The organism is Candidatus Xiphinematobacter sp. Idaho Grape (genome assembly GCF_001318295.1).
GTDB lineage: Bacteria > Verrucomicrobiota > Verrucomicrobiia > Chthoniobacterales > Xiphinematobacteraceae > Xiphinematobacter.
Genome location: NZ_CP012665.1, coordinates 237,897 through 255,685, shown reverse-complemented (window position 1 = coordinate 255,685; position 17,789 = coordinate 237,897). Strand labels below are relative to the sequence as shown.

Sequence of the window (17,789 nt, the reverse complement as noted above, 5' to 3'; positions counted from 1 at the left end):
TCCCCACTACCCCTTTTTGGAAGTCGTCGCATGATAGCAGAAACGACCTGGTGCAACTTTTGCTACTTCCTCTAAACGTTTGCCAGTCGTGCTAAACCACACATGAACATTTGCTGGGCGAATGGAAAGTTCCTTGGCTATTTCCGACACGGTAACTCCGGTAGCACCGGCTAACCGTAACATTTCCAGGATGCGTTTCTTTAATACACCCGGCTTTTGTCCTTTCCCATCCCCTCTTTTAGTTCTAGCGGATCTCGTCGAATTCTTAAGTGGACGCCCACCTTTTCCAGCAGTAATTCCAGGAGGCAGTTTATCCAGAAGAGAAGCGATCTCAGCTTCTAGGGACTGCACCTGCTCTAAAAGCTTCTTCCGTTTCTCTGCCAAGGAAACGAGCGCTCGAACGGTCGCTGGCGTGAACGACTCAATATTCATTGACCTTATTATGTTGTTATTAGCTAAGCCCCTTATAGTCTCCTAGACGGGCGGTTCCATGTATTTTGACATCACGCAACACCACACCAGAACGGGCCCATTAGTGAACTCCTAGCCACACTGGGCACACGCCTCCCGCGTACAAGGCATGGTATTGAGAAACAACCCCACAAGGCAACCATAATACCATTCAGTTGCTCAAATTGTCTATTATCAGTTCCCTGATGGGAGTACACCCCAACACGATGGTTGAATAGTGCTAACAGAGTAAATTTTTTGGTACATGTCATCACATTTGGTGATGACCGAAGGCAAGTGCAACTTTCACATACAAGCGATCCCGTTGGGGGTGATCAAATCGCGCAGACAAAGACAAGACAAAGCTATCGATTAGTCTGAAAGGACAGCTTCCTTGTATCAAGTTAATCAGGCTGGTTAGCTTTCCAGTACGCCTTGGCTCGCGCTCGAGAGAGTTTTAACTGCCGGTTTAGCAGCAAGTACGCTAAGCAAGCTCTAAGAAATATCAATACTTTCGACTGTCCTCCTTCGCTGCTCCCAGTGCTAGCGTACGTAGACGGTGTTGCATTTTCGAGGGGCTCTTGTAGAGAGCCTCCGCGTACTCTCCGTGGCGGGATGAGGATGAAAGTATTGGCTGTAATCTCTCAAACTCCTGGAGTTAATATCGACGATCCTCGGTGTAATAAGAAACAATCGCTCTACTACCAGGTTTCTACGAGTATTTGAGGAGAAGAAAAAGCTTAGAATGGGAACTTGATTCAGCCAAGGATATCCGCTGCGCTCCCGTACATCTACCTTGCGGTACAACCCTCCGATGAGAAGGCTTTGATCCTTGCGGACGATAGACTGCGTAACAAGCTGGGAGCGGTGCACCATGGGCAAGGAGGCTGCCTTTTGTTTTGAGTCGAAGGAGCCATCTTCTACTTTGACTTGCATATAAATTTGCGGCTGTTTTTTGTGCATCATTATGTGTGGAACCACTTCTAGCCTTAGGTCGGCACTCACATTAAACATGTTACTAACGTAGTTGCCCTGTACGGATTGGTAAAATGTGTCCGCACTTCCGATGGAGGCGCCAAAGTTATCCAGCGTAACTATAGTAGGGCGCGACAAAATTTTTGCCTTCTTGTTTCTTTCTAGAAAGTTCAGCGCCGCAGTAACAACGCTAGTGCCGAAGACGCCTTTTATATTCAAATTACCGCTATGTCTAATAGGCTCTCCTGTTGTGCTACTTGCTGCCCCAGTGACTCCCCCTATGCTTGCGTTAATACCACTTAACCCTAAGGCCCGAGAGGCATGGATGTCCACGTCTACAATAGCAGCTGAAATTTCAATTACCCGTATAGGAACATCCAATTTGGCAATGGCTGCTTTATAAAACGGCATGTTCTCCCGAACATCTCGAATGACAATAGCATTGGCACGTACACTTGCCGCAATGGAAGGGCTACTGTCGGGGGAAGAGGCTGGATTGTAGACATCATTTGGTGCTGGGCTTTTAGCTGAAGGGATAATAGGAGCATTTTTGGCGCCCTCCTGCCCTCCTCCAAGAGAGAAGAGGGCACGGGGGGCTGCCACCCGCCGTTGTCTTGGCCATTCATCGTTAACACCAAGGACTGGATTGGCAACATGCCCAAGAGTTCCTAAAGAAACTGGAAATTTTTCTCCTGTCGTTGTATGCCCATAGTGCGAACCTCCTAAGATAAGTTTGGAGAGAGTAGTAGCGACTCCTTCAACACGTACACCGTTAGAAAGCTCTACATCATAAGCCCAGGCATAGTTAAGAGGGAATACTTGGATCACCAATTCATTTGTCTGTCTATGAGCGTTCTGCGCCTCCAACGTGCGGAGTACCGCTTGGGCAATTTCTATATATTTTGGAGGGCCATTTAGAACTACCATAGGAGTGTTAGGGATAGGGTGGATAGAGGCTCCCAAGGAGAGCATCTCGATCTGTTCTACTGTCCTTATTGCATGTACAACGGGCAAATATCTTAGAGTGCATACTGCTGTTTTGCTCTCCGTGTTGGAATAGAAGTAGATCTGCTTGTTATAGTAGAGCCAATCTAATCCGTATGCACGGCAGATTTGCTGCAGGAATTGTTTCGGTCCTAAGCCCATAAACTTCCCGCTGACTTTTCCATGAATGGCTGGGCTAAGGACAATTCTGAGATTTGTTTGGTCCCCAAATTCCCGCAGGATATCCTCTATGGCACTTTGATCAGCTAAAATGTTGATGGAGCCTGATAGCCAGTGAACACCACTATTACTGTTCCGTGGGTTAGATTCGGAAGACGACTGAATCTCGGCTGCCGGTGCCGATCCAGTGGACCTGGAGGAGGATGCCGACCAAGTAGTAGGCGTTCCAGTACCCGCAGCGCTCGCTAAGACCAGAGCGGATCTAAACAGTGAACGTAATAGAGTCAAAGTCTCCTCACAGAAAACTATCTCTCCCTGTGCAACCAGCTCCATCAGCCTCTGCACGCCAAAATTTAAGGTCTTTTAAAAACAGACTAATGCTTAATTCCAAGTCCTTCCGGTGCGCAAGGCATGACACCTGCGTCCATAGAACTAACATATCTTTATCCTTTTCATAGGACATAATACCTACTAGGCTGTTCCATGTCTTGGAAGCCTCGTTTACAAGGTGAAAGAGTGCTTTGCCCTCACAGCTAGAGATCTCCGTAGCGATTGTCCCGCTAACAAACCATTGGCGCTTGTGTCGGCACACCTGGACCGGTAAGTGTCCATCTACTATGAGATCAACCGGGAGGGGTACACTTCTATCCAGTTCCTTGACTCCGAGTATCTCGAGTACTAACGCAAGAAGTCTGAAGTCTCCACTTTGAGAGGATACGATGTTCACAGCACCCACTGTCCCATATGTGAGGCTATGCGTCACTTCTTGTATATTCCAATGTCAGACAATGTCAGAGCTTGCACGCTTATTGACAAGCGATGTATCAGAATCTACCAATGCACCGAATGCACCGGCTGCAGGAAAATTGGCAAGTGCAGTTCTTTTTCAACATGCAAAACAACCTGCAGACCATACGAGCGCTGCACACTCCCCTGATGGGGAATGAGGGAATAAAAGTATGCAAACTTGCTACTGTGCTCTAATTGCTACCTTACTCGTCAACGTTCCCAGGGTGGGATGAAGGCATTCCTGGTAATTTCTATAGCTAAATCGATCGCCTGCACTATGGGTCGGCTCTGGGATAGACTGGACGTAGCCTCCTCAGCCTGTTCCCGACGCCAACGCTCTAGCAAATGAATCACCCTCTTGCGCTCAGAATCTGTGCGATCCCCATGAATACGGATGGCAAGTTCTGTAAAAAAGATAAAAACTGGCTCGGAGGTAGATTCCATTCTAGTTCCATCCTCTACGGGAGACAACAAGGCACCACGGCATAAATAATCCTAGTCCAACGTAGAAAGATGGAGCTCTAATGCACCTTCTGGACCACTCAACAGAAGCATACTAGAGGTAATCTCTTCCAAAACATGTCCATCTTTCAGCTTAGCACCTTGGAAGAACTTTGACCCATCCGCAAGAGTAACCCATGGTCCTTCTGCGCCAGCAACCCCTACAATACGTGATGGAAAAAAATCCTTAGAGGCAACTCCCGCCACGATACTACTATTTACTCTATCAATAAGAGAGACCCGTGAAGCATATCTTTCATATGCTTTGGTCATCCAAGAGTCCCATTCCTCCTTTTGTTCTTTTGGTAAGCTTCCGACCAGGAGCACACTGCCTGTGGATGCAACAGGTTGCACTTTCAGTCCATGTTGGCGTAACTCTTTCTGCAGAATCTTAACTAACTGGTTTCCGAAGACAATCTTACAGCGGTGGTTTTGGATAAGGGGTAACTCACGAACGATATGTAGGAAGAAGTCGTGCCACATTTTTTCATGCTGTAGATAACCACTCCAGAAGGCGACCCCTTCTGGCTCTATGCGTACTCGGAGAGATAGTCCGGAAAGTTGCGCCAGCATAGCTGCTGAGGCCTCTACTTGGGAAAGATCGAAAATGTGATAATGCAAGGGGGGTGAAAATCTACTTATAATTCTGCGTGCAACAGCACTTTCAGCCCCCCCCCTGGCCCATATCCTAAGTTGTGGCTTGCTGCCCTGTATTTTCCACGAAAAGACCACCCCTTCATTAGAGAGCTGAGTCGCTACTTTGGCCTCCAGGGGGAACAAGCTTGGATCAATAGGCTTGGGAATGGGAAGGTGAGGGACAACCACTGAGCCTGAGTGCCCCGGCATTGATTTAGGAGTAACTGTTCCTAAAAAAACAGGCCTGTCCATTTCTTGCACCCTTGCCACTTTTTCTCTTCCTAGATGCTTCGACATTTCCAAGGTAGTGAAAATGAGCAGTGCACCTACCACAGCAATGAACAACAAAGCGTTACGCCTCCTACTCTTTTCTGTTGGAAAGGCCGTTTGGACCACCATGCTAGAAGCGCTCTCCTCCCCGGAAGGAAGTCCACCGCTTAAGCCAGCAGCAGGCCACCACGCCTCTCCCTCTCCTGGCAGGAGAGATCCTACTGCCAAATGCGTGTTCCCTACGGTAATTATCTGCTTGGCACCGTCGAGTAGCTCCACCTTGTCTTTGATAGAGACCATATCCAACCAGACTGCCCCTTGCAGCGGGCACAAAACCACCCTCTGCCCCCCGAGAGTAAGCTGAGCGTGTCTGGGAACTACTTGAGTGTCAAACAGAATCAAATCACATTCTTCACCACTTCCGATGGTAACTCCATCCCTCGGAATTTCCATTTCAGCACCCTCGTGAGGGCCGTTTAGTACTCTCACGACAAACCGACCTGCACCTACTTCAAACCCTTCGGGGCTTACCCTAGGCATCTTTACCTAAATTAACTCCCATCGCATTTTCCCAGGCCGATTTGGGAGACGTGTGTAATCTAAACCTGGTTACTAAAAAGGGTTTGCACCCCAGCTGCAAGTTTTCCAGAAAGCGCAGACACGAGACTCCATTGGTAGGCATGCAGTCCCCACCGCTGCTCTATCTCAACTAGCCTCTCCGCTGTCAATTCTCCATCTAGAATCTGATCAAGAACCCTCTTTTGCTCATCGTGATCGATACTTCTTTGATAGCCCTCTGGGAAGAACATAGATCCCACTGCTTCTTTCCCAGATATGGGCAAAAGGGAAATGGCCATGCATCTTCCTACACGAGTAGGACCCTGGATTGTACAGCAAATAATAGAAACGACTTCATTTTCTCTCCTTCCTCAATTCTGCAATTTCCTTTTCCCTTTCTTGTATTTCCACTCGTATCTGGTCCTGCAAGTGCCTAAGGATGCTCTGCTGGAGGTCTCTGATTATCTCCCCTTCTGGTATGTTGGAAAAATATTCCTCTAGGGATTGAGTCTCACCAAGTTTGCCCTCGTTAACCAACTTCTGACGGATGACAGCTTCTGACAGCTTCTGGGGAGGGATTCCCTCTGACCTAAGAACCCATCTTCCGGTTGCAAGTACGGAGTGAAAAATGGAAGAAGACATCTCTTTTTAGAACGAGGCTGGCCGCTTGCACCACGGATTCAATAACCACCCAGCTTACACTAGGTGTGTATCTTCGCCAAACCTAGCCGGTTAAACAGTCTCTACTGGACAGGTTCGCAAAATTTGGGCTCCTGAAGTTTGGAGCGCCTGTACCATCTTTAGAAGTGGCGTGCCCAGAAGATCTTGGCGAAGCGCCAATTCCGACAGAAGCTCTCTAGCTTTTTCCATTTCATTATTGAGCATATAAAACTGAGATAATCCAAGTAACGGGTAGGCCGCATCCGGCTCCACGGCACGAAGCAACTGAAGGAGCTGAAAAGCTTCTACGCGCAACCCACAACCCAATCCCATCAGGCTAATTTCCATCAACAAGCGTCGTAACGCAGCCGGAATCGGACCTACCTCCCACTGCTCGCCTTTTGGAGTGAGTACTGTGGAGCCACTCAACGAATGTTTTGGATGCATTCCTTCCACAAGGCCTGGTTTGCCACAGTGAACTGAGACATAAACTGAATGGTAGCGCTGTACATCGCCCAGTAAACGTTGAACTTTGCCAACACCCCTGCGTTAGCAGTATCCAGGGCAGGCAACATTTGCATAATAGTTGAATAATACCCCCTTGCCTGTGGACCAACGGCATTGATAACTTCCGCCGGATTGAGCCCTACCGAGGGATAGTCCAAGCGCTGTAGAGGTGCTCCATTCATATCAATACAACAACATGTGGTCGACACACCGCAAAGTCAAAGCCACGCCGGAATGATAGCATTAAACGTCTCTTTGTCCAGTGAGAAAATCCAAAGAAGGCCCAGCCCAAGCCGCTTTCTGCAGAAAACATTGCAGGACGCGTCTTCGTTGTCTGCTCGGCACCCCTTTTTGCGCACATTCTCACCCGTGGGGATATCCCCCCTCTTGTGCGAGATGGAAGCCCAGCAGATCAGGTCTCCTCTGTTTCGTTAATTCCAAAGCAGCAACAGCACGCCACTTCTGAATTTCAGCGTGATTGCCTGAGAGTAGGATAGAGGGCACCTTCCATCCTTGAAACGTTTCCGGCCTTGTATAGCTAGGGTGATCTAAAAGCCCGGTAATGAAGGACTCTTGGCCGGTAGAATCCGTATTTCCTAATACACCTGGGATCAGCCGGGCTACTGCGTCCACAAACACCAATGCTGGGAGAATACCGCTGGTCAGAACATAGTCTCCTATCGAAATTGCGTCGTCTACTAGGTGGTCGGCAACACGTTGGTCGACTCCCTCATAGTGACCACACAATAAAATAACCTCCTTTTCCAAAGAATACTCATAGGCAATGGTATGCTGAAAACGCCGTCCCTGAGCAGACATCAACACCGTACGAGTATGAGGACTACATAAATCAGCCAGAGCACTAGCGTAGGGTTCTATCTTCATTACCATCCCCGGGCCTCCACCATAGGGTGCTTCATCTGTAACACGGTGTTTGCCAACAGCCCACTGCCTCAGATCTAAGGCTTGAATTTCTATCGACCCACGCTTTCTCGCACGCCCTAGAATGCTTTGGGAAAGCATCCCCTCACATACATCCGGGAAGAGTGTTAGAATTTGGATTTTCACAGGACTCTCACAGTTCCGGTAGCGACGGGAGAATAGCTTGTTGAAGTATTGGGTAGATTTGGCAAGGGAATTGTTGCAAAACAACGAATTATTGTCTCCCCTTTTGTCAAAAGTTTATCTTGCAAATTTCGCAGCCGCAGAGCAGACTGGCTCCCGTTGGAACCGATTGGTGTGTTAGCAGCTTGGTGGATCGTCAGGTGAGTTAGTCTCGATGGTGATTTGAAACCCGACTCCCGGGAACGGCTTTGCGGCAGTCAGTTGTTTCTTTCGCCTGAAAATTTATGAATAAGAGACTCTATGTGGGGAACCTCTCCTACGATACATCAGAAGACAAGCTGCGCGCAGCTTTTGAGAAGTTCGGAACAGTGACGGATGTAAAAATTATGCAAGATCGCAATACAAATCAGCCTCGTGGGTTTGGTTTTGTTACGATGTCTACCCAAAGTGAGGGTGAGGCAGCTATCAATGGGCTTAATGGTGCCGATCTGGATGGGCGTAACTTGACCGTCAACGAAGCTCGTCCTCTGGAAAATCGCCCGCCTGGTGGTGGGAATGCCAGACGTTTTAGCAAGTCCCGTCGTTTTTAGTCTTTCCTAGGGGAATTTTGGAAAGACCGGTTGTGGTGGGCTCACTGCCAGCGATGTGCGGAGAGTGGGATCTGGATGGGAGAAGTCAATGGCTTCGATCCCTAGTTGGTTGAGCATGGCGGCGGACTCTTTCGGCAGGATGGGTGCAAGTAGGCTAGCCGCCAGCCGGATGCTCTCGTGGAGGGTTGCGAGTACCTCCGCTAGTTTTGCTCTTTGCTTTGGTTTCCTGTAAAGCTCCCAGGGAGAGCTAGCCTCTATGAATGCGTTAGAGCGGGATACGATGTCCATGATTGCCATAATTGCGCGGTCAATCTCAAAGGATTGCATTCGAAGAAAGTACTCAGATGTAGAGCGTCTATTCTGTTCACGTATGGTGTTTGTGTCATGGGAATAGAATCCGGGGTGGAGGGAGCCTCCAAGGTAGAGGTTGACCATACTTAACGTTCTATTGAGAAGATTCCCCAAACCGTTTGCCAGCTCTGTGTTGCAGAGCAGAATTAGCCTCTCCTCACTAAAGTTAGCATCCCGGCCGGTGGAAATATCCCGCATAAGATAGTATCGCAGTGCCGCTGGCCCATATCGAGATGCGAGTATGAAGGGATCTACCGTGTTCCCGGTACTTTTGCTTACCTTGGTTCCGTCAAAATTCCACCAACCGTGAACGAGCAGTTGAGGGATTTGTTGATCAGAAAATCCCATGGCGTGAACCATAGTAGGCCAGTAAACAGCATGCGCCGGTATCATAATATCCTTTCCAAGAATGTGTAGTGCGGGCCAGCGCTGCCGAAATCTCCCCTCCTCCACAGGATCTTCAGAAAGATAGCCAGTGAAACTCAGGTAGCTAATCAGTGCATCAAACCAAACATAGGTTACGAATTCTTGATCAAAAGGAAGTTCAATCCCCCATGACAGACGAGAGCGGGGCCTAGATATGCATAAATCCTGTTTCCAGTGCTGAATGGCATGGGTAATTTCTGTCCGGCGGAATGCCGGGATCACAAATTCCGAGTGGGTTTCTATAAATTTCGAAAGCCAAGGTAAGTACTTGCTAAGGCGGAAATACCAATTTCCTTCTTCCAAGAAAATGATTTCCCCCCACTCTGGTCCAAATTTGCCAGTTGCGTCCCGATCTTTATCAGTTAGGAACTGTTCCTGTCTTACGCTGTAAAAACCGCGATAGGTAGACTTATAGAGATCGCCAGCACTAAAGAGCTGTCGAAGGACTTTGCAGACTATTTGCTGGTGCAACGGGTGGGTGGTTGCTGCCCAGCAATCGTATGCAACCCCCAGAGTTTCCCAGAGCGTGCGAAACCTAGCAGCGACAGAGTCAACAAAACCCTGAGTATCCATCCCCAGTCTTGCGGCAGCCTGCTCGACCTTTTGACCATGTTGATCCACCCCCGTCATAAAAAATACACCACGGCCACATAAACGTTGAAAGCGAGCGATTACATCAGCAAGGATTTTTTCGTATGCATGCCCAATGTGGGGATCGGCGTTAGCATAGTCGATAGCAGCGGTTAAAGTAAATGGTTTCGGACTCACTGCCTTGCCCCATCACGTTGATAAAGGTAGAAAGAAAGGTGGGACCCACCTCTCCACGTCTCTGCTCCCAATCCAAGAATGAATATACAACCCAATGCCTGTGGTTCCAGCTCTTAGAATTTGGCAGATCCCCACTGAGGAGGGCGGATCCTGGTCATTCCGGATCAATACTACGGTAACAACCTGCCAAACCATCCTTCTTCATCGTACACTCCAAAAAACTCCCGGCCAGGGTGCCAGAAACATGCTGAGACGTCAAATTAATCTAGTTGCATCTTTTTTTGCACATTGTCGGCATTCCTCCCGTAGGTATGGAGGTTTCAGATTTCTCTACTTTGCTAACAGAAACATCACCCTTAAGGGGTGCTTCAACGGAAAGATTCGTAGGTGGCAAGACGGATGTAATGCTTTTAGCTTGTGGTACGAACATTAGCCGCCTCTCTTGCACTTCGCATCCATTCAAGGAAAAGAAGCGTTTGCTTCACCTTAAGCAGTTGTGCCTTTAGTTTCGTCTTCCTTTTTGTAAACTCTGTCGGTCGGATAGCCTCCCGCCTTGTCAGAAAGACCGTGTATGCCCCACCGTCGTCGGACTTCTGGAGGGCACTTATTTCCCCAGGAGAAAGCAGAAGTGCTACTTCAGCATAGAGAGAATGCTCAGGAGATACTCTAGAGAATGGGGTTACACCCAAAATCTTCTGGGGTTTCACCCCTTCTAGGGCGGCGGCTTCTTTAAATGACTTTCCTTCTTGCAGCTGTTTTGCAATAGAAGCCGCGACGGCTCTTCCTTCCTCATGGAGCATTCTAGATGCAGCTCGAACACACAATATTTCTTGTAGCCGAGGTCGTGCTTCTTCAAATGTGAGGGGACGAGAGGGCTGGACAGAAAGCAATTCCAGTACGTAAAACCGATCTTTATCTATTCCCTCTAGTGCATCACTGTAGGGGTGTTCCTTGGTAAGACGAGAGGTAACATATACTAGTCCTGGAAGTTCTCTTTTTAGTTCCTTGAACACCTTGCTATCACTGAATCCATCACTAAATGGAGGCAGTAAGTTTATGGGAACGCTGGCTTGCTCGGCGGCCTTCTCGAAAGAAACCTTTCCTCCAGCAAGGGTTTCTATGAAGGTAGCTGCTCGATCAGCTGCGTCTTGTAGGGTGCTAATTCGTGCCTTATCCCTTGGCAATCTCTTTTCCTCCGACATTTTAAATACCACATAGCGCACTGAGCGGGTTTCTGGAGTTCTTAAGTTTCCCAATTCCTTTGTGTAGAGCTTCCACATCTGATCAACCGTAACGTGGGCTTGAGCAGCATACTTAGAAAGGTTAAACTTTATTATCTGGAGATCCTCCTTCTGATAAGCGCGAAAAGCCCTAAGGACCTCTTGGTCGGATATCGCGACGGATCCAGAGACAATCTGACGAACACGAGCGGCTTGTAAAGAATCGCGAAACAAGTTCTCTAGAAGACGTCCGTTCAGCCCTCGTATAGCTAGCCGCTTCTGTATAAACTCTCGATATTTAGCTACGCTGAATCCCCCTCTCTGTCGAAAGAGGGGACATTTTGCAATGGCCTGGGCTATCTGACGATCTAGAACAGTAACTGCTAACGCCTTACTCTCGTGCTGCATAACAAGCTGATTAAGCACAAATTCATTCAGAGCAGCCCACTCATCCACAACTGGACCGCTTCCTCCGAGCGTTTCTAAGAAGTCGTAGAGTCCAAGCATAACAGCGAGTGAATAATTTTCCGCGAGGTGGTTGACCTCCGCTTGAGTAATGTCCCGACCGTAGATGGAAGCTACCTTCAACCCGGGATCAATGATAGAATTTGCATAGGTATGAAAGTAAAAGACGCAAACAAAAATAGCTGAAATGGACACACTTATTACAAGGATACATTGTCTTTTACGAAAGATATTAAACACGCAGTAGAGTCGGTAGAAACATTGAAAAAGGGCGCATGATACTATCCACTATTTATCTATGGATGCAGAGGTGTTTAGCAGAGTCCCTTCAGTAAAAGTACCTCCTATTTTAGCACCTTGAATAAAGATTCTCCTTAGCTCAGGACTCGCACTATTACTCCATTCAAATAAATACTTCCTAGCTGGAATTGGCTGCAGCTAGTATCATAAAGAATGTATCTTCAGCTTCCCTATCATAATCGCCGAGCGGCTGGTTGTATACTTGCTCAGTGTCTCAGCCAGTATAGAAACCGACCAGATGTAGTTACTTTTGGTCTTTTCAGGGGTGGAGTTCCGGTGGCCTACGAAGTTGCTCTTGCCCTTAACATCCCTCTAGCAGTCTGCTTTGTGCGCAAACTCTGCGCGCCGGAACACCCAGAGCTTGCTATAGGAGCAGTTGCTTCAGGTGGTGTGTATGTCCTTAATCCAGCTATTAGTTCTGTACTTGCTCCACAAACAGAACTTTTAAAGAAGGTCGCAGAGCGAGAACTGAGACGGTGTGAAAAACAGCACCAGATTCTTTCCTCTGTATCCTCCATGCCTTTTAGGGGGAAGAAGGCCATTTTAACTGACGATGGCCTTGCTACAGGTACAACCATGCATGCAGCTATACGAGTAATTAGGCTTCACTATGAAGGCAAGTGGTTGTATTGTGGCAGCCCCTGTAGGTTCCTCAGAGGCCTGTTCTTCATTTCAAGATGAGGAGACCGACGAGGTCATTTGCCCAGCCACACCCAGCCCATTCTATAGTGTCAGTCAGTTCTATAGGGACTTTAGGCAAATAACAGATGAAGAAGTCCAAAGTCTGCTGGCCCGGGCAGTTCAACGTGAACATACCAAGACATGAAGAGAGTTGAATGTGGAAGTCATTCCTTGCTGCTAACGGACCTCTACGAACTTACCATGGCCTACGGGTACTGGAAGCATCGTATACATGAACGTGAAGCGGTTTTTCACCTCTCTTTTCGTAGAAATCCATTCCGGGGGAACTATAGTGTAGCCTGTGGTTTGGCTGATGCCGTTGACCATCTTCGCCATCTTTCTATAGATGGTGCACAATGCTGTTACCTACAGAGTCTTGTTGGTAATGACAAGCGACCTCTTTTTGAGAAGGATTTTTTAGACTATTTGAGAAAGATGAATTTTTCCTGCGATGTAGATGCCGTTCCGGAGGGAACTATTGTATTTCCCCATGAGCCTGTGCTCCGTGTCCGTGGTCCAATTCTCCAAGCTCAGATTTTGGAAACAGTGTTGCTCAATCTTATTGCCTCCCAGAGCCTTATTGCTACGAAAGCAGCTAGAATTTGTTTAGCTGCTGAGGGAGATCCAGTTATTGAATTTGGATTGCGCCATGCCCAGGGAATTAATGGCGGGATGGCGGCTACTAGAGCTGCATATATTGGCGGCTGTGTAGCCACTTCCAATGTTCTTGCTGGTATGCACTACGATATTCCCGTCAAAGGGACACAGGCACACAGCTGGGTTATGGCATTTGAGACAGAAAGAGAGGCCTTCCAAGCTTATGCGGAGGCCATACCCAATAATTGTGTTTTTTTGGTTGATACTTACAATACCCTAGAGGGGGTGCGGAATGCGGTATGGATGGCCCAGAGATTGCGGGAGCAAGGCCATGCTGCCGTAGGGATTCGACTGGACTCGGGAGATCTCGCCTACTTCAGTACGGAAGCGCAGAAAATTCTTGACCAAGCAGGATGTGCTGACATGGCGATCATTGCCAGTAACGAACTGGATGAAAACATCATTGCCAGGCTGAAGCGTCAGAGGGTGCCTATCCATGTTTGGTGCATTGGGACTAAACTGGTTTCTGGTTATGATCAGCCTGCATTGGGGAGTGTTTATAAATTAGGAGCTATCAAGAAGCAGGACGGAACTTGGCGCCCTTGTATTAAGATTTCGGAGCACTTAGAAAAGATGTCAATTCCGGGAATTCTCCAAGTTCGCCGTTTTCAGATGGGTCGAGAGTTTGTTGGAGATATGATCTATGACGAGACGATCTTGAAGGCCAGCGAACATATTATTGTTGACCCTACGGATACGACTCGAACTAGGCTAATGCCGGTCAATGCTATCATAAGTGACTTATTAGTTCCCATTTTTCGGAAGGGAAAGCAGGTTTACCAAGATGTAGGAATTCAAGCAATCCGCCGGCGTGTCAGAGAGCAGCTCCAATGTCTCCACCCGGATCTCAAGCAACCGTTCGATCCCTATGAATACCCAGTTGGGATGGAACTAAACTTACATCGACAGAGAACCGATTCGTTTACGAGCATGCGAGGAGTCAATCACCATCTAGCTCCTTAGAAAGCGACTCGGCGGTGCCTGGAGAGACTAGAAAAGAAATGTTGGGAGCAGACAGAATGGCCCTCCAATACACTTATTCTCTCGCCACGCAGCCTATGCGCTGTGCTGGTTTTATGTGTAGTGGCTGCAAGCATATTTTCCAACATTTATGGGAGAGTAGTTTTCAGGACGCAGGACTTCCTATCAAGGGGAAGAATGGATATCTCGAAAGCCTGGGCGGGCACAAAGAAAAATTGACCAGTAGTAAAGCTGTTTCCTCCACAGGAGATGCACCCCCTGACTACTACGTAAATAGAAAACTTTTTTTCGTAGTGAGCCTGTGTTGGGCGAGCAATCTCTAGAAAGTCGACCCGGAAGAATGGGCAACTAGCGATAATAGCCTGGCCTGGTGGTTGCAGCCTGGGCTCGAAATCAGAGAAATTGATCGATGCAAGTGACTCTCGGATGTGCAAACGGCGCGGACGACCATCAAATCCAAGCCGGTCCCAATCGTGGAGCCGAAAGGTCGTGTCGCTATTCTGCTGAATTTCTACAATGACATTTCCTTCCCCTATAGCGTGTAGTCTCCCGCTGGGGATAAAAAGCGAATCCCCTGCCTCTACGGGGAGTTTATGTAAGGCTTCTTCTATACGCCCCGTAGCCAAAAGCGCTTTGAAAGACCGTTTCGATATACCATTTTTAAGTCCTGCATAGATTTTCGCTCCAGGAGTGGTGTCTAGAAAATACCAAACTTCAGCCTTAGGTTCCCCATTCAGTGCTTTAGCAACCCTTTCTGGAGGATGCACCTGCACAGAAAGGCATTCCCGCACATCTAGTAGTTTGCAAAGAATTGGAAAGCGAGGAGAAGAAGAAGTCACAAGATGTGCTCCGAAAATCTCCTCTCTGTAACCCCTCCAAAGGGCATTGAGTGTTTTCCCTTTCAGTAGACCATAACGTACTGTACTTTGGACCTCTTTACGATCTGCCACCTCCCATAGTTCTCCAACAGAAATCCCATAGGGAATGGTTTTGCCGTAGGAATTAAGCTTCCTCCCTCCCCATATGCGTTTTACTGGAAGCGGCTTGAAGGTTAAGGGTTCTCCTGAGTTCATGAAGTACCGCCATTCACAAGGGTACCTGTCTTTTTGCCTACTGAATTGTTGAACTGCCGAGAAATAAACGTGTCATCCTCCCAGGATGTATACGGGTTAAGATCTCCCATGCAATAGTACTCGCCCAACCTGCCATATCGGAAGCGAGGATTTCTTCCTCCCTATCTCTCCCAATTAAAACTACCTCCTCTCCGTAGTGGATGTCAGGTAGCTCAGAAACATCCACAACCGTGGAGTCCATAGTCACGCGTCCTACTACGGGACAGTGGCGCCCGCGGATTAACACGGAAGCAGAACTTCCAGAGAGGGAATAGGGATAACCATCGGCGTAGCCTACAGCTAGAGTGGCCAGACGCGACACCTTTGAAGTGATGTATGTTCTCCCATAACCGACGCTGCGTCCTTTTTCAACTTGTCGCACACTTACCACGCGAGTTTTCCATGCGAGAACAGGTTTTAGGCGGTGTTGATGCTGACGAGGTATGGCAATTCCATAGAGAGCCAACCCAGGTCGCACTAAATCGAATGCACTGCTTGGAAATTCCAAAATTCCTGTGCTACTGAGCACATGTAAGTAGGCTCCCGGAAAGAGTTTTCGAAAAAAAGCACTATAGTTCCTCATCCATTGCAGCTGCTGCCAGCTAAACACCAGGTCTTCTTCCCAAACTGGAAGATGAGTCGCAATGGAATGAACCGATATCCCAGGAATCCGTGCAAGTGCTTGTAGGCAGCGTCCTGCCTCTTCTTTCCAAATCCCAATCCTCCCCATACCAGTATCGATTTTTATGCAGATACGCGCGGGACGCACTCTAGCATATTTTGCATATCCTACTACTTCTTCCACGCTTGAGACAGTAGCGATAAACCCGCATTCTACCACTCGCTGACGCTCTTCGGGAAGAGTAGACCCGAGGATGATGATATCACGGTCAGGAATGCCCGTCTGAAGTTTGATGGCCTCTGGAAGACAGGCAACAGCGAAAGCTGTAGACTCACTTCTTAGAGCCAGGGCGACTTCAACTAACCCGTGGCCATAAGCGTCTGCCTTTAAGACACTAATAACACCACATTTGCAGGGTAGTTGTGAACGTAGTTCTCTTAGATTAAGCGTCAATAAGTCTAGTTGTATTTCTGTCCAGCAGCGCAACATTCCTGCCCTCGGATGAATGTCTATCATCATCGCCTCACCATAGTTCCGAGTGGGAGAGTCGGAAAAGCATAAGTAGCGTTGTGATGGAAATTCACCAGGATATTCCTAAGTAGTTACCTTTTGCCCCTGCACAGGCCATGCCCTATGGTGTGCTTGCAATCATCTTTCGCTGTACAACAAAATTCTGTGTCCCTTGGCGGAAAATCGGAGACCGCTTCAGAGAAGGCAGGAAAGGCAAGAGGATGGATTGTACCCCTATTTGAAGAAGCGAGGTCCTGCGCTCTTCTAATCCCCCTATCATAAAAATTCATCCATGGGCCTCCCTAGGCCCATTCGGGGGGGTGGGGTGGGGACATTATATGGCGCTTGAAATGCATGCAAAAAGGCGATAACCCTAGAAGTATCTTTCCAGCTTAGTATTGTTTCTGCCGGCATTTCCATAGTGATAGTGAACGAATTTCTTCTTTCTTTTTGATCCCTAAGAACTCTCCTCTTACTGGAAATTGCGGCCCTGCCGCTGTAGGAGGTATGTCAGTATTAGCTATTTGCCTCCAAAATGTCTTTGTTAGGCTATTGCAACAAGATTCCAGCAAAGTGTCTACCATCCAACAGTAGAGGGGATGGTCTGTTCCTCTCAGGAGGGATAATGTATGTTTACAGGCCTTATCGAAGAAGTAGGACGGGTGATAGGTTTAGAAAAACAAGCTGAGGCCTCCCTCTTGAGTGCTTACGCTCCAAAAACAGCAGCTTCTTGCCCAATCGGGAGCAGCGTTGCTGTTAATGGCTGTTGCCTGACGGCAGTAGCAATTTCTGAAAATCAGATAGAGTTTCACTTGCTTCAAGAAACTCTTTTCCGTACCAACCTCGGGGATTTGCAAGTGGGGGATCACATTAATTGCGAACTTCCTCTTCTTGCAAATGGACGGCTAGGCGGCCATCTTGTGCAGGGACACATTGACTGTACTGCACGCGTGCTTTCCTCCCGTTACCTTGGCCAAGATTTCTGGGCTGAGATAGAAATTCCTCTGGCAGCTGCTCACTACCTGATCTTCAAAGGATCTATAGCGGTGAATGGGGTGAGTCTAACGGTAGCCAAGCTGAAAGAGCGGTCTTTTGCAGTCTGCATCACCCCCTACACACATAAATGTACCAACTTGGGCAGTCTACGCGCGGGAATGCATATTAATTTAGAGTTTGACATGGTAGCAAAATATGTTGAACGCATGCGAGCCACGAGGATCTATTGACTACTTGGCTGTCTGATCGCAGGAGAGGGTAAAAGTTAATAAACAAGTTGGCTACGGAGTCTTGTTGCCAGGGGGAAACCCAAAGTTATGCTTGCAGTGAAGTGTATCTTAGGTATTTAAGACTAGCAGTGGCGGGGTAGCCAAGTGGTAAGGCCGGAGTCTGCAAAACTCCTATACGACGGTTCGATTCCGCCCCCCGCCTCTGAATTAAGGTATGTGGCAGAAAGCTGGGCCTTATCGACATCTTCTCGGGGTCCTAAAAGGACGTCTCTGGTTCCCTGCTTCTTTCTTAGTGCTTCAGCGTT

General features: G+C 48.1%; 18 protein-coding genes and 1 tRNA gene. 5 read left to right on the top strand and 14 right to left on the bottom strand.

The genetic code is table 11. The annotated features are described in order from the left end of the window. Nucleotides 1-6: 6 nt before the first annotated feature. The 10 genes from AMD24_RS01185 to trmD all read right to left on the bottom strand — a co-directional run bounded on the left by AMD24_RS01185 (nucleotide 7) and on the right by trmD (nucleotide 7,578). The gene (locus AMD24_RS01185; protein ID WP_148565165.1) at nucleotides 7-432 is read right to left on the bottom strand and encodes a hypothetical protein; all 426 of its coding nucleotides are present in this window, start codon (nucleotides 430-432) and stop codon (nucleotides 7-9) included. Between the two features lie 561 nt (nucleotides 433-993). Continuing rightward, nucleotides 994-2,571 carry a secretin N-terminal domain-containing protein gene (locus AMD24_RS01180; protein ID WP_158404326.1) on the bottom strand — a complete coding sequence of 526 codons (1,578 nt, stop codon included), beginning with the start codon at nucleotides 2,569-2,571 and terminating at the stop codon, nucleotides 994-996. A 313-nt stretch (nucleotides 2,572-2,884) separates the two neighbouring features. Further along, nucleotides 2,885-3,352 (bottom strand): hypothetical protein, encoded by a 468-nt coding sequence (locus AMD24_RS01175; protein ID WP_062100308.1) that lies wholly within the window; start codon nucleotides 3,350-3,352, stop codon nucleotides 2,885-2,887. Nucleotides 3,353-3,588: 236 nt separating this feature from the next. After that, complete coding sequence (locus AMD24_RS01170; RefSeq protein WP_148565164.1) at nucleotides 3,589-3,822, bottom strand: hypothetical protein; 234 nt, start codon at nucleotides 3,820-3,822, stop codon at nucleotides 3,589-3,591. A 51-nt stretch (nucleotides 3,823-3,873) separates the two neighbouring features. Beyond that, nucleotides 3,874-5,325: an FHA domain-containing protein gene (locus AMD24_RS01165; protein WP_082382993.1), complete on the bottom strand. Its 1,452-nt coding sequence runs from the start codon at nucleotides 5,323-5,325 to the stop codon at nucleotides 3,874-3,876. 59 nt (nucleotides 5,326-5,384) lie between these two features. After that, complete coding sequence (locus AMD24_RS01160) at nucleotides 5,385-5,642, bottom strand: hypothetical protein (protein WP_062100305.1); 258 nt, start codon at nucleotides 5,640-5,642, stop codon at nucleotides 5,385-5,387. 55 nt (nucleotides 5,643-5,697) lie between these two features. Continuing rightward, entirely contained in the window at nucleotides 5,698-5,985 is a 288-nt protein-coding gene (locus tag AMD24_RS01155) for a hypothetical protein (protein ID WP_062100304.1), read from the bottom strand. A 90-nt stretch (nucleotides 5,986-6,075) separates the two neighbouring features. Next, nucleotides 6,076-6,450, bottom strand: coding sequence for a tetratricopeptide repeat protein (locus AMD24_RS01150; protein WP_148565163.1), 375 nt, complete (start codon nucleotides 6,448-6,450; stop codon nucleotides 6,076-6,078). Continuing rightward, on the bottom strand, nucleotides 6,429-6,692 hold the full coding sequence (locus AMD24_RS01145; RefSeq protein ID WP_062100302.1) for a hypothetical protein: 264 nt from the start codon (nucleotides 6,690-6,692) through the stop codon (nucleotides 6,429-6,431). Before AMD24_RS01145 ends, AMD24_RS01150 begins: the two co-directional genes overlap by 22 nt. A gap of 181 nt (nucleotides 6,693-6,873) precedes the next feature. Further along, the gene (gene trmD / locus AMD24_RS01140; RefSeq protein ID WP_062100301.1) at nucleotides 6,874-7,578 is read right to left on the bottom strand and encodes a tRNA (guanosine(37)-N1)-methyltransferase TrmD; all 705 of its coding nucleotides are present in this window, start codon (nucleotides 7,576-7,578) and stop codon (nucleotides 6,874-6,876) included. Nucleotides 7,579-7,859: 281 nt separating this feature from the next. On the opposite strand from trmD, the gene AMD24_RS01135 reads away from it, so the two are divergent. Next, nucleotides 7,860-8,165, top strand: coding sequence for an RNA recognition motif domain-containing protein (locus AMD24_RS01135; RefSeq protein WP_062100300.1), 306 nt, complete (start codon nucleotides 7,860-7,862; stop codon nucleotides 8,163-8,165). A 6-nt stretch (nucleotides 8,166-8,171) separates the two neighbouring features. Here AMD24_RS01135 and metG read toward each other — a convergent pair whose 3' ends face one another. Both metG and AMD24_RS01120 read right to left on the bottom strand, forming a co-directional pair. Further along, complete coding sequence (gene metG / locus AMD24_RS01130; protein WP_062100299.1) at nucleotides 8,172-9,710, bottom strand: methionine--tRNA ligase; 1,539 nt, start codon at nucleotides 9,708-9,710, stop codon at nucleotides 8,172-8,174. A gap of 410 nt (nucleotides 9,711-10,120) precedes the next feature. Further along, nucleotides 10,121-11,635 carry a SurA N-terminal domain-containing protein gene (locus AMD24_RS01120; protein WP_062100297.1) on the bottom strand — a complete coding sequence of 505 codons (1,515 nt, stop codon included), beginning with the start codon at nucleotides 11,633-11,635 and terminating at the stop codon, nucleotides 10,121-10,123. A 213-nt stretch (nucleotides 11,636-11,848) separates the two neighbouring features. Between AMD24_RS01120 and AMD24_RS01115 the strand changes: the two genes are divergently transcribed. Then, complete coding sequence (locus AMD24_RS01115; RefSeq protein WP_062100296.1) at nucleotides 11,849-12,376, top strand: phosphoribosyltransferase; 528 nt, start codon at nucleotides 11,849-11,851, stop codon at nucleotides 12,374-12,376. A gap of 141 nt (nucleotides 12,377-12,517) precedes the next feature. Next, complete coding sequence (locus tag AMD24_RS01110; protein WP_062100295.1) at nucleotides 12,518-13,996, top strand: nicotinate phosphoribosyltransferase; 1,479 nt, start codon at nucleotides 12,518-12,520, stop codon at nucleotides 13,994-13,996. 146 nt (nucleotides 13,997-14,142) lie between these two features. Here the strand turns inward: AMD24_RS01110 and AMD24_RS01105 are convergent, their stop codons facing one another. Together AMD24_RS01105 and alr are read right to left on the bottom strand one after the other, a co-directional pair. Then, nucleotides 14,143-15,087, bottom strand: a complete 945-nt coding sequence (locus AMD24_RS01105; RefSeq protein ID WP_062100294.1) for a type I phosphomannose isomerase catalytic subunit — start codon at nucleotides 15,085-15,087, stop codon at nucleotides 14,143-14,145. A gap of 37 nt (nucleotides 15,088-15,124) precedes the next feature. Beyond that, a complete protein-coding gene (alr, locus tag AMD24_RS01100; RefSeq protein ID WP_082382991.1) occupies nucleotides 15,125-16,267 on the bottom strand; it encodes an alanine racemase in 1,143 nt (380 codons plus the stop codon). 620 nt (nucleotides 16,268-16,887) lie between these two features. Between alr and AMD24_RS01095 the strand changes: the two genes are divergently transcribed. Both AMD24_RS01095 and AMD24_RS01090 read left to right on the top strand, forming a co-directional pair. Then, nucleotides 16,888-17,484, top strand: coding sequence for a riboflavin synthase (locus AMD24_RS01095; protein ID WP_062100292.1), 597 nt, complete (start codon nucleotides 16,888-16,890; stop codon nucleotides 17,482-17,484). 130 nt (nucleotides 17,485-17,614) lie between these two features. Beyond that, nucleotides 17,615-17,686 (top strand) — tRNA-Cys (locus tag AMD24_RS01090). The last annotated feature ends 103 nt before the right edge of the window (nucleotides 17,687-17,789 follow it).

What these genes read in the sequence shown, in the direction of transcription:
- AMD24_RS01185 (WP_148565165.1), bottom strand. Translation starts at nt 432, where the DNA reads ATGAATATTGAGTCGTTCACGCCAGCGACCGTTCGAGCGCTCGTTTCC.
- AMD24_RS01155 (WP_062100304.1), bottom strand. Translation starts at nt 5,985, where the DNA reads ATGTCTTCTTCCATTTTTCACTCCGTACTTGCAACCGGAAGATGGGTT.
- AMD24_RS01110 (WP_062100295.1), top strand. Translation starts at nt 12,518, where the DNA reads ATGAAGAGAGTTGAATGTGGAAGTCATTCCTTGCTGCTAACGGACCTC.
- AMD24_RS01150 (WP_148565163.1), bottom strand. Translation starts at nt 6,450, where the DNA reads ATGCATCCAAAACATTCGTTGAGTGGCTCCACAGTACTCACTCCAAAA.
- AMD24_RS01105 (WP_062100294.1), bottom strand. Translation starts at nt 15,087, where the DNA reads ATGAACTCAGGAGAACCCTTAACCTTCAAGCCGCTTCCAGTAAAACGC.
- AMD24_RS01160 (WP_062100305.1), bottom strand. Translation starts at nt 5,642, where the DNA reads ATGGCCATTTCCCTTTTGCCCATATCTGGGAAAGAAGCAGTGGGATCT.
- AMD24_RS01180 (WP_158404326.1), bottom strand. Translation starts at nt 2,571, where the DNA reads ATGGGCTTAGGACCGAAACAATTCCTGCAGCAAATCTGCCGTGCATAC.
- AMD24_RS01115 (WP_062100296.1), top strand. Translation starts at nt 11,849, where the DNA reads ATGTATCTTCAGCTTCCCTATCATAATCGCCGAGCGGCTGGTTGTATA.
- AMD24_RS01165 (WP_082382993.1), bottom strand. Translation starts at nt 5,325, where the DNA reads ATGCCTAGGGTAAGCCCCGAAGGGTTTGAAGTAGGTGCAGGTCGGTTT.
- AMD24_RS01145 (WP_062100302.1), bottom strand. Translation starts at nt 6,692, where the DNA reads ATGAATGGAGCACCTCTACAGCGCTTGGACTATCCCTCGGTAGGGCTC.
- AMD24_RS01135 (WP_062100300.1), top strand. Translation starts at nt 7,860, where the DNA reads ATGAATAAGAGACTCTATGTGGGGAACCTCTCCTACGATACATCAGAA.
- AMD24_RS01095 (WP_062100292.1), top strand. Translation starts at nt 16,888, where the DNA reads ATGTTTACAGGCCTTATCGAAGAAGTAGGACGGGTGATAGGTTTAGAA.
- AMD24_RS01170 (WP_148565164.1), bottom strand. Translation starts at nt 3,822, where the DNA reads ATGGAATCTACCTCCGAGCCAGTTTTTATCTTTTTTACAGAACTTGCC.
- alr (WP_082382991.1), bottom strand. Translation starts at nt 16,267, where the DNA reads ATGATGATAGACATTCATCCGAGGGCAGGAATGTTGCGCTGCTGGACA.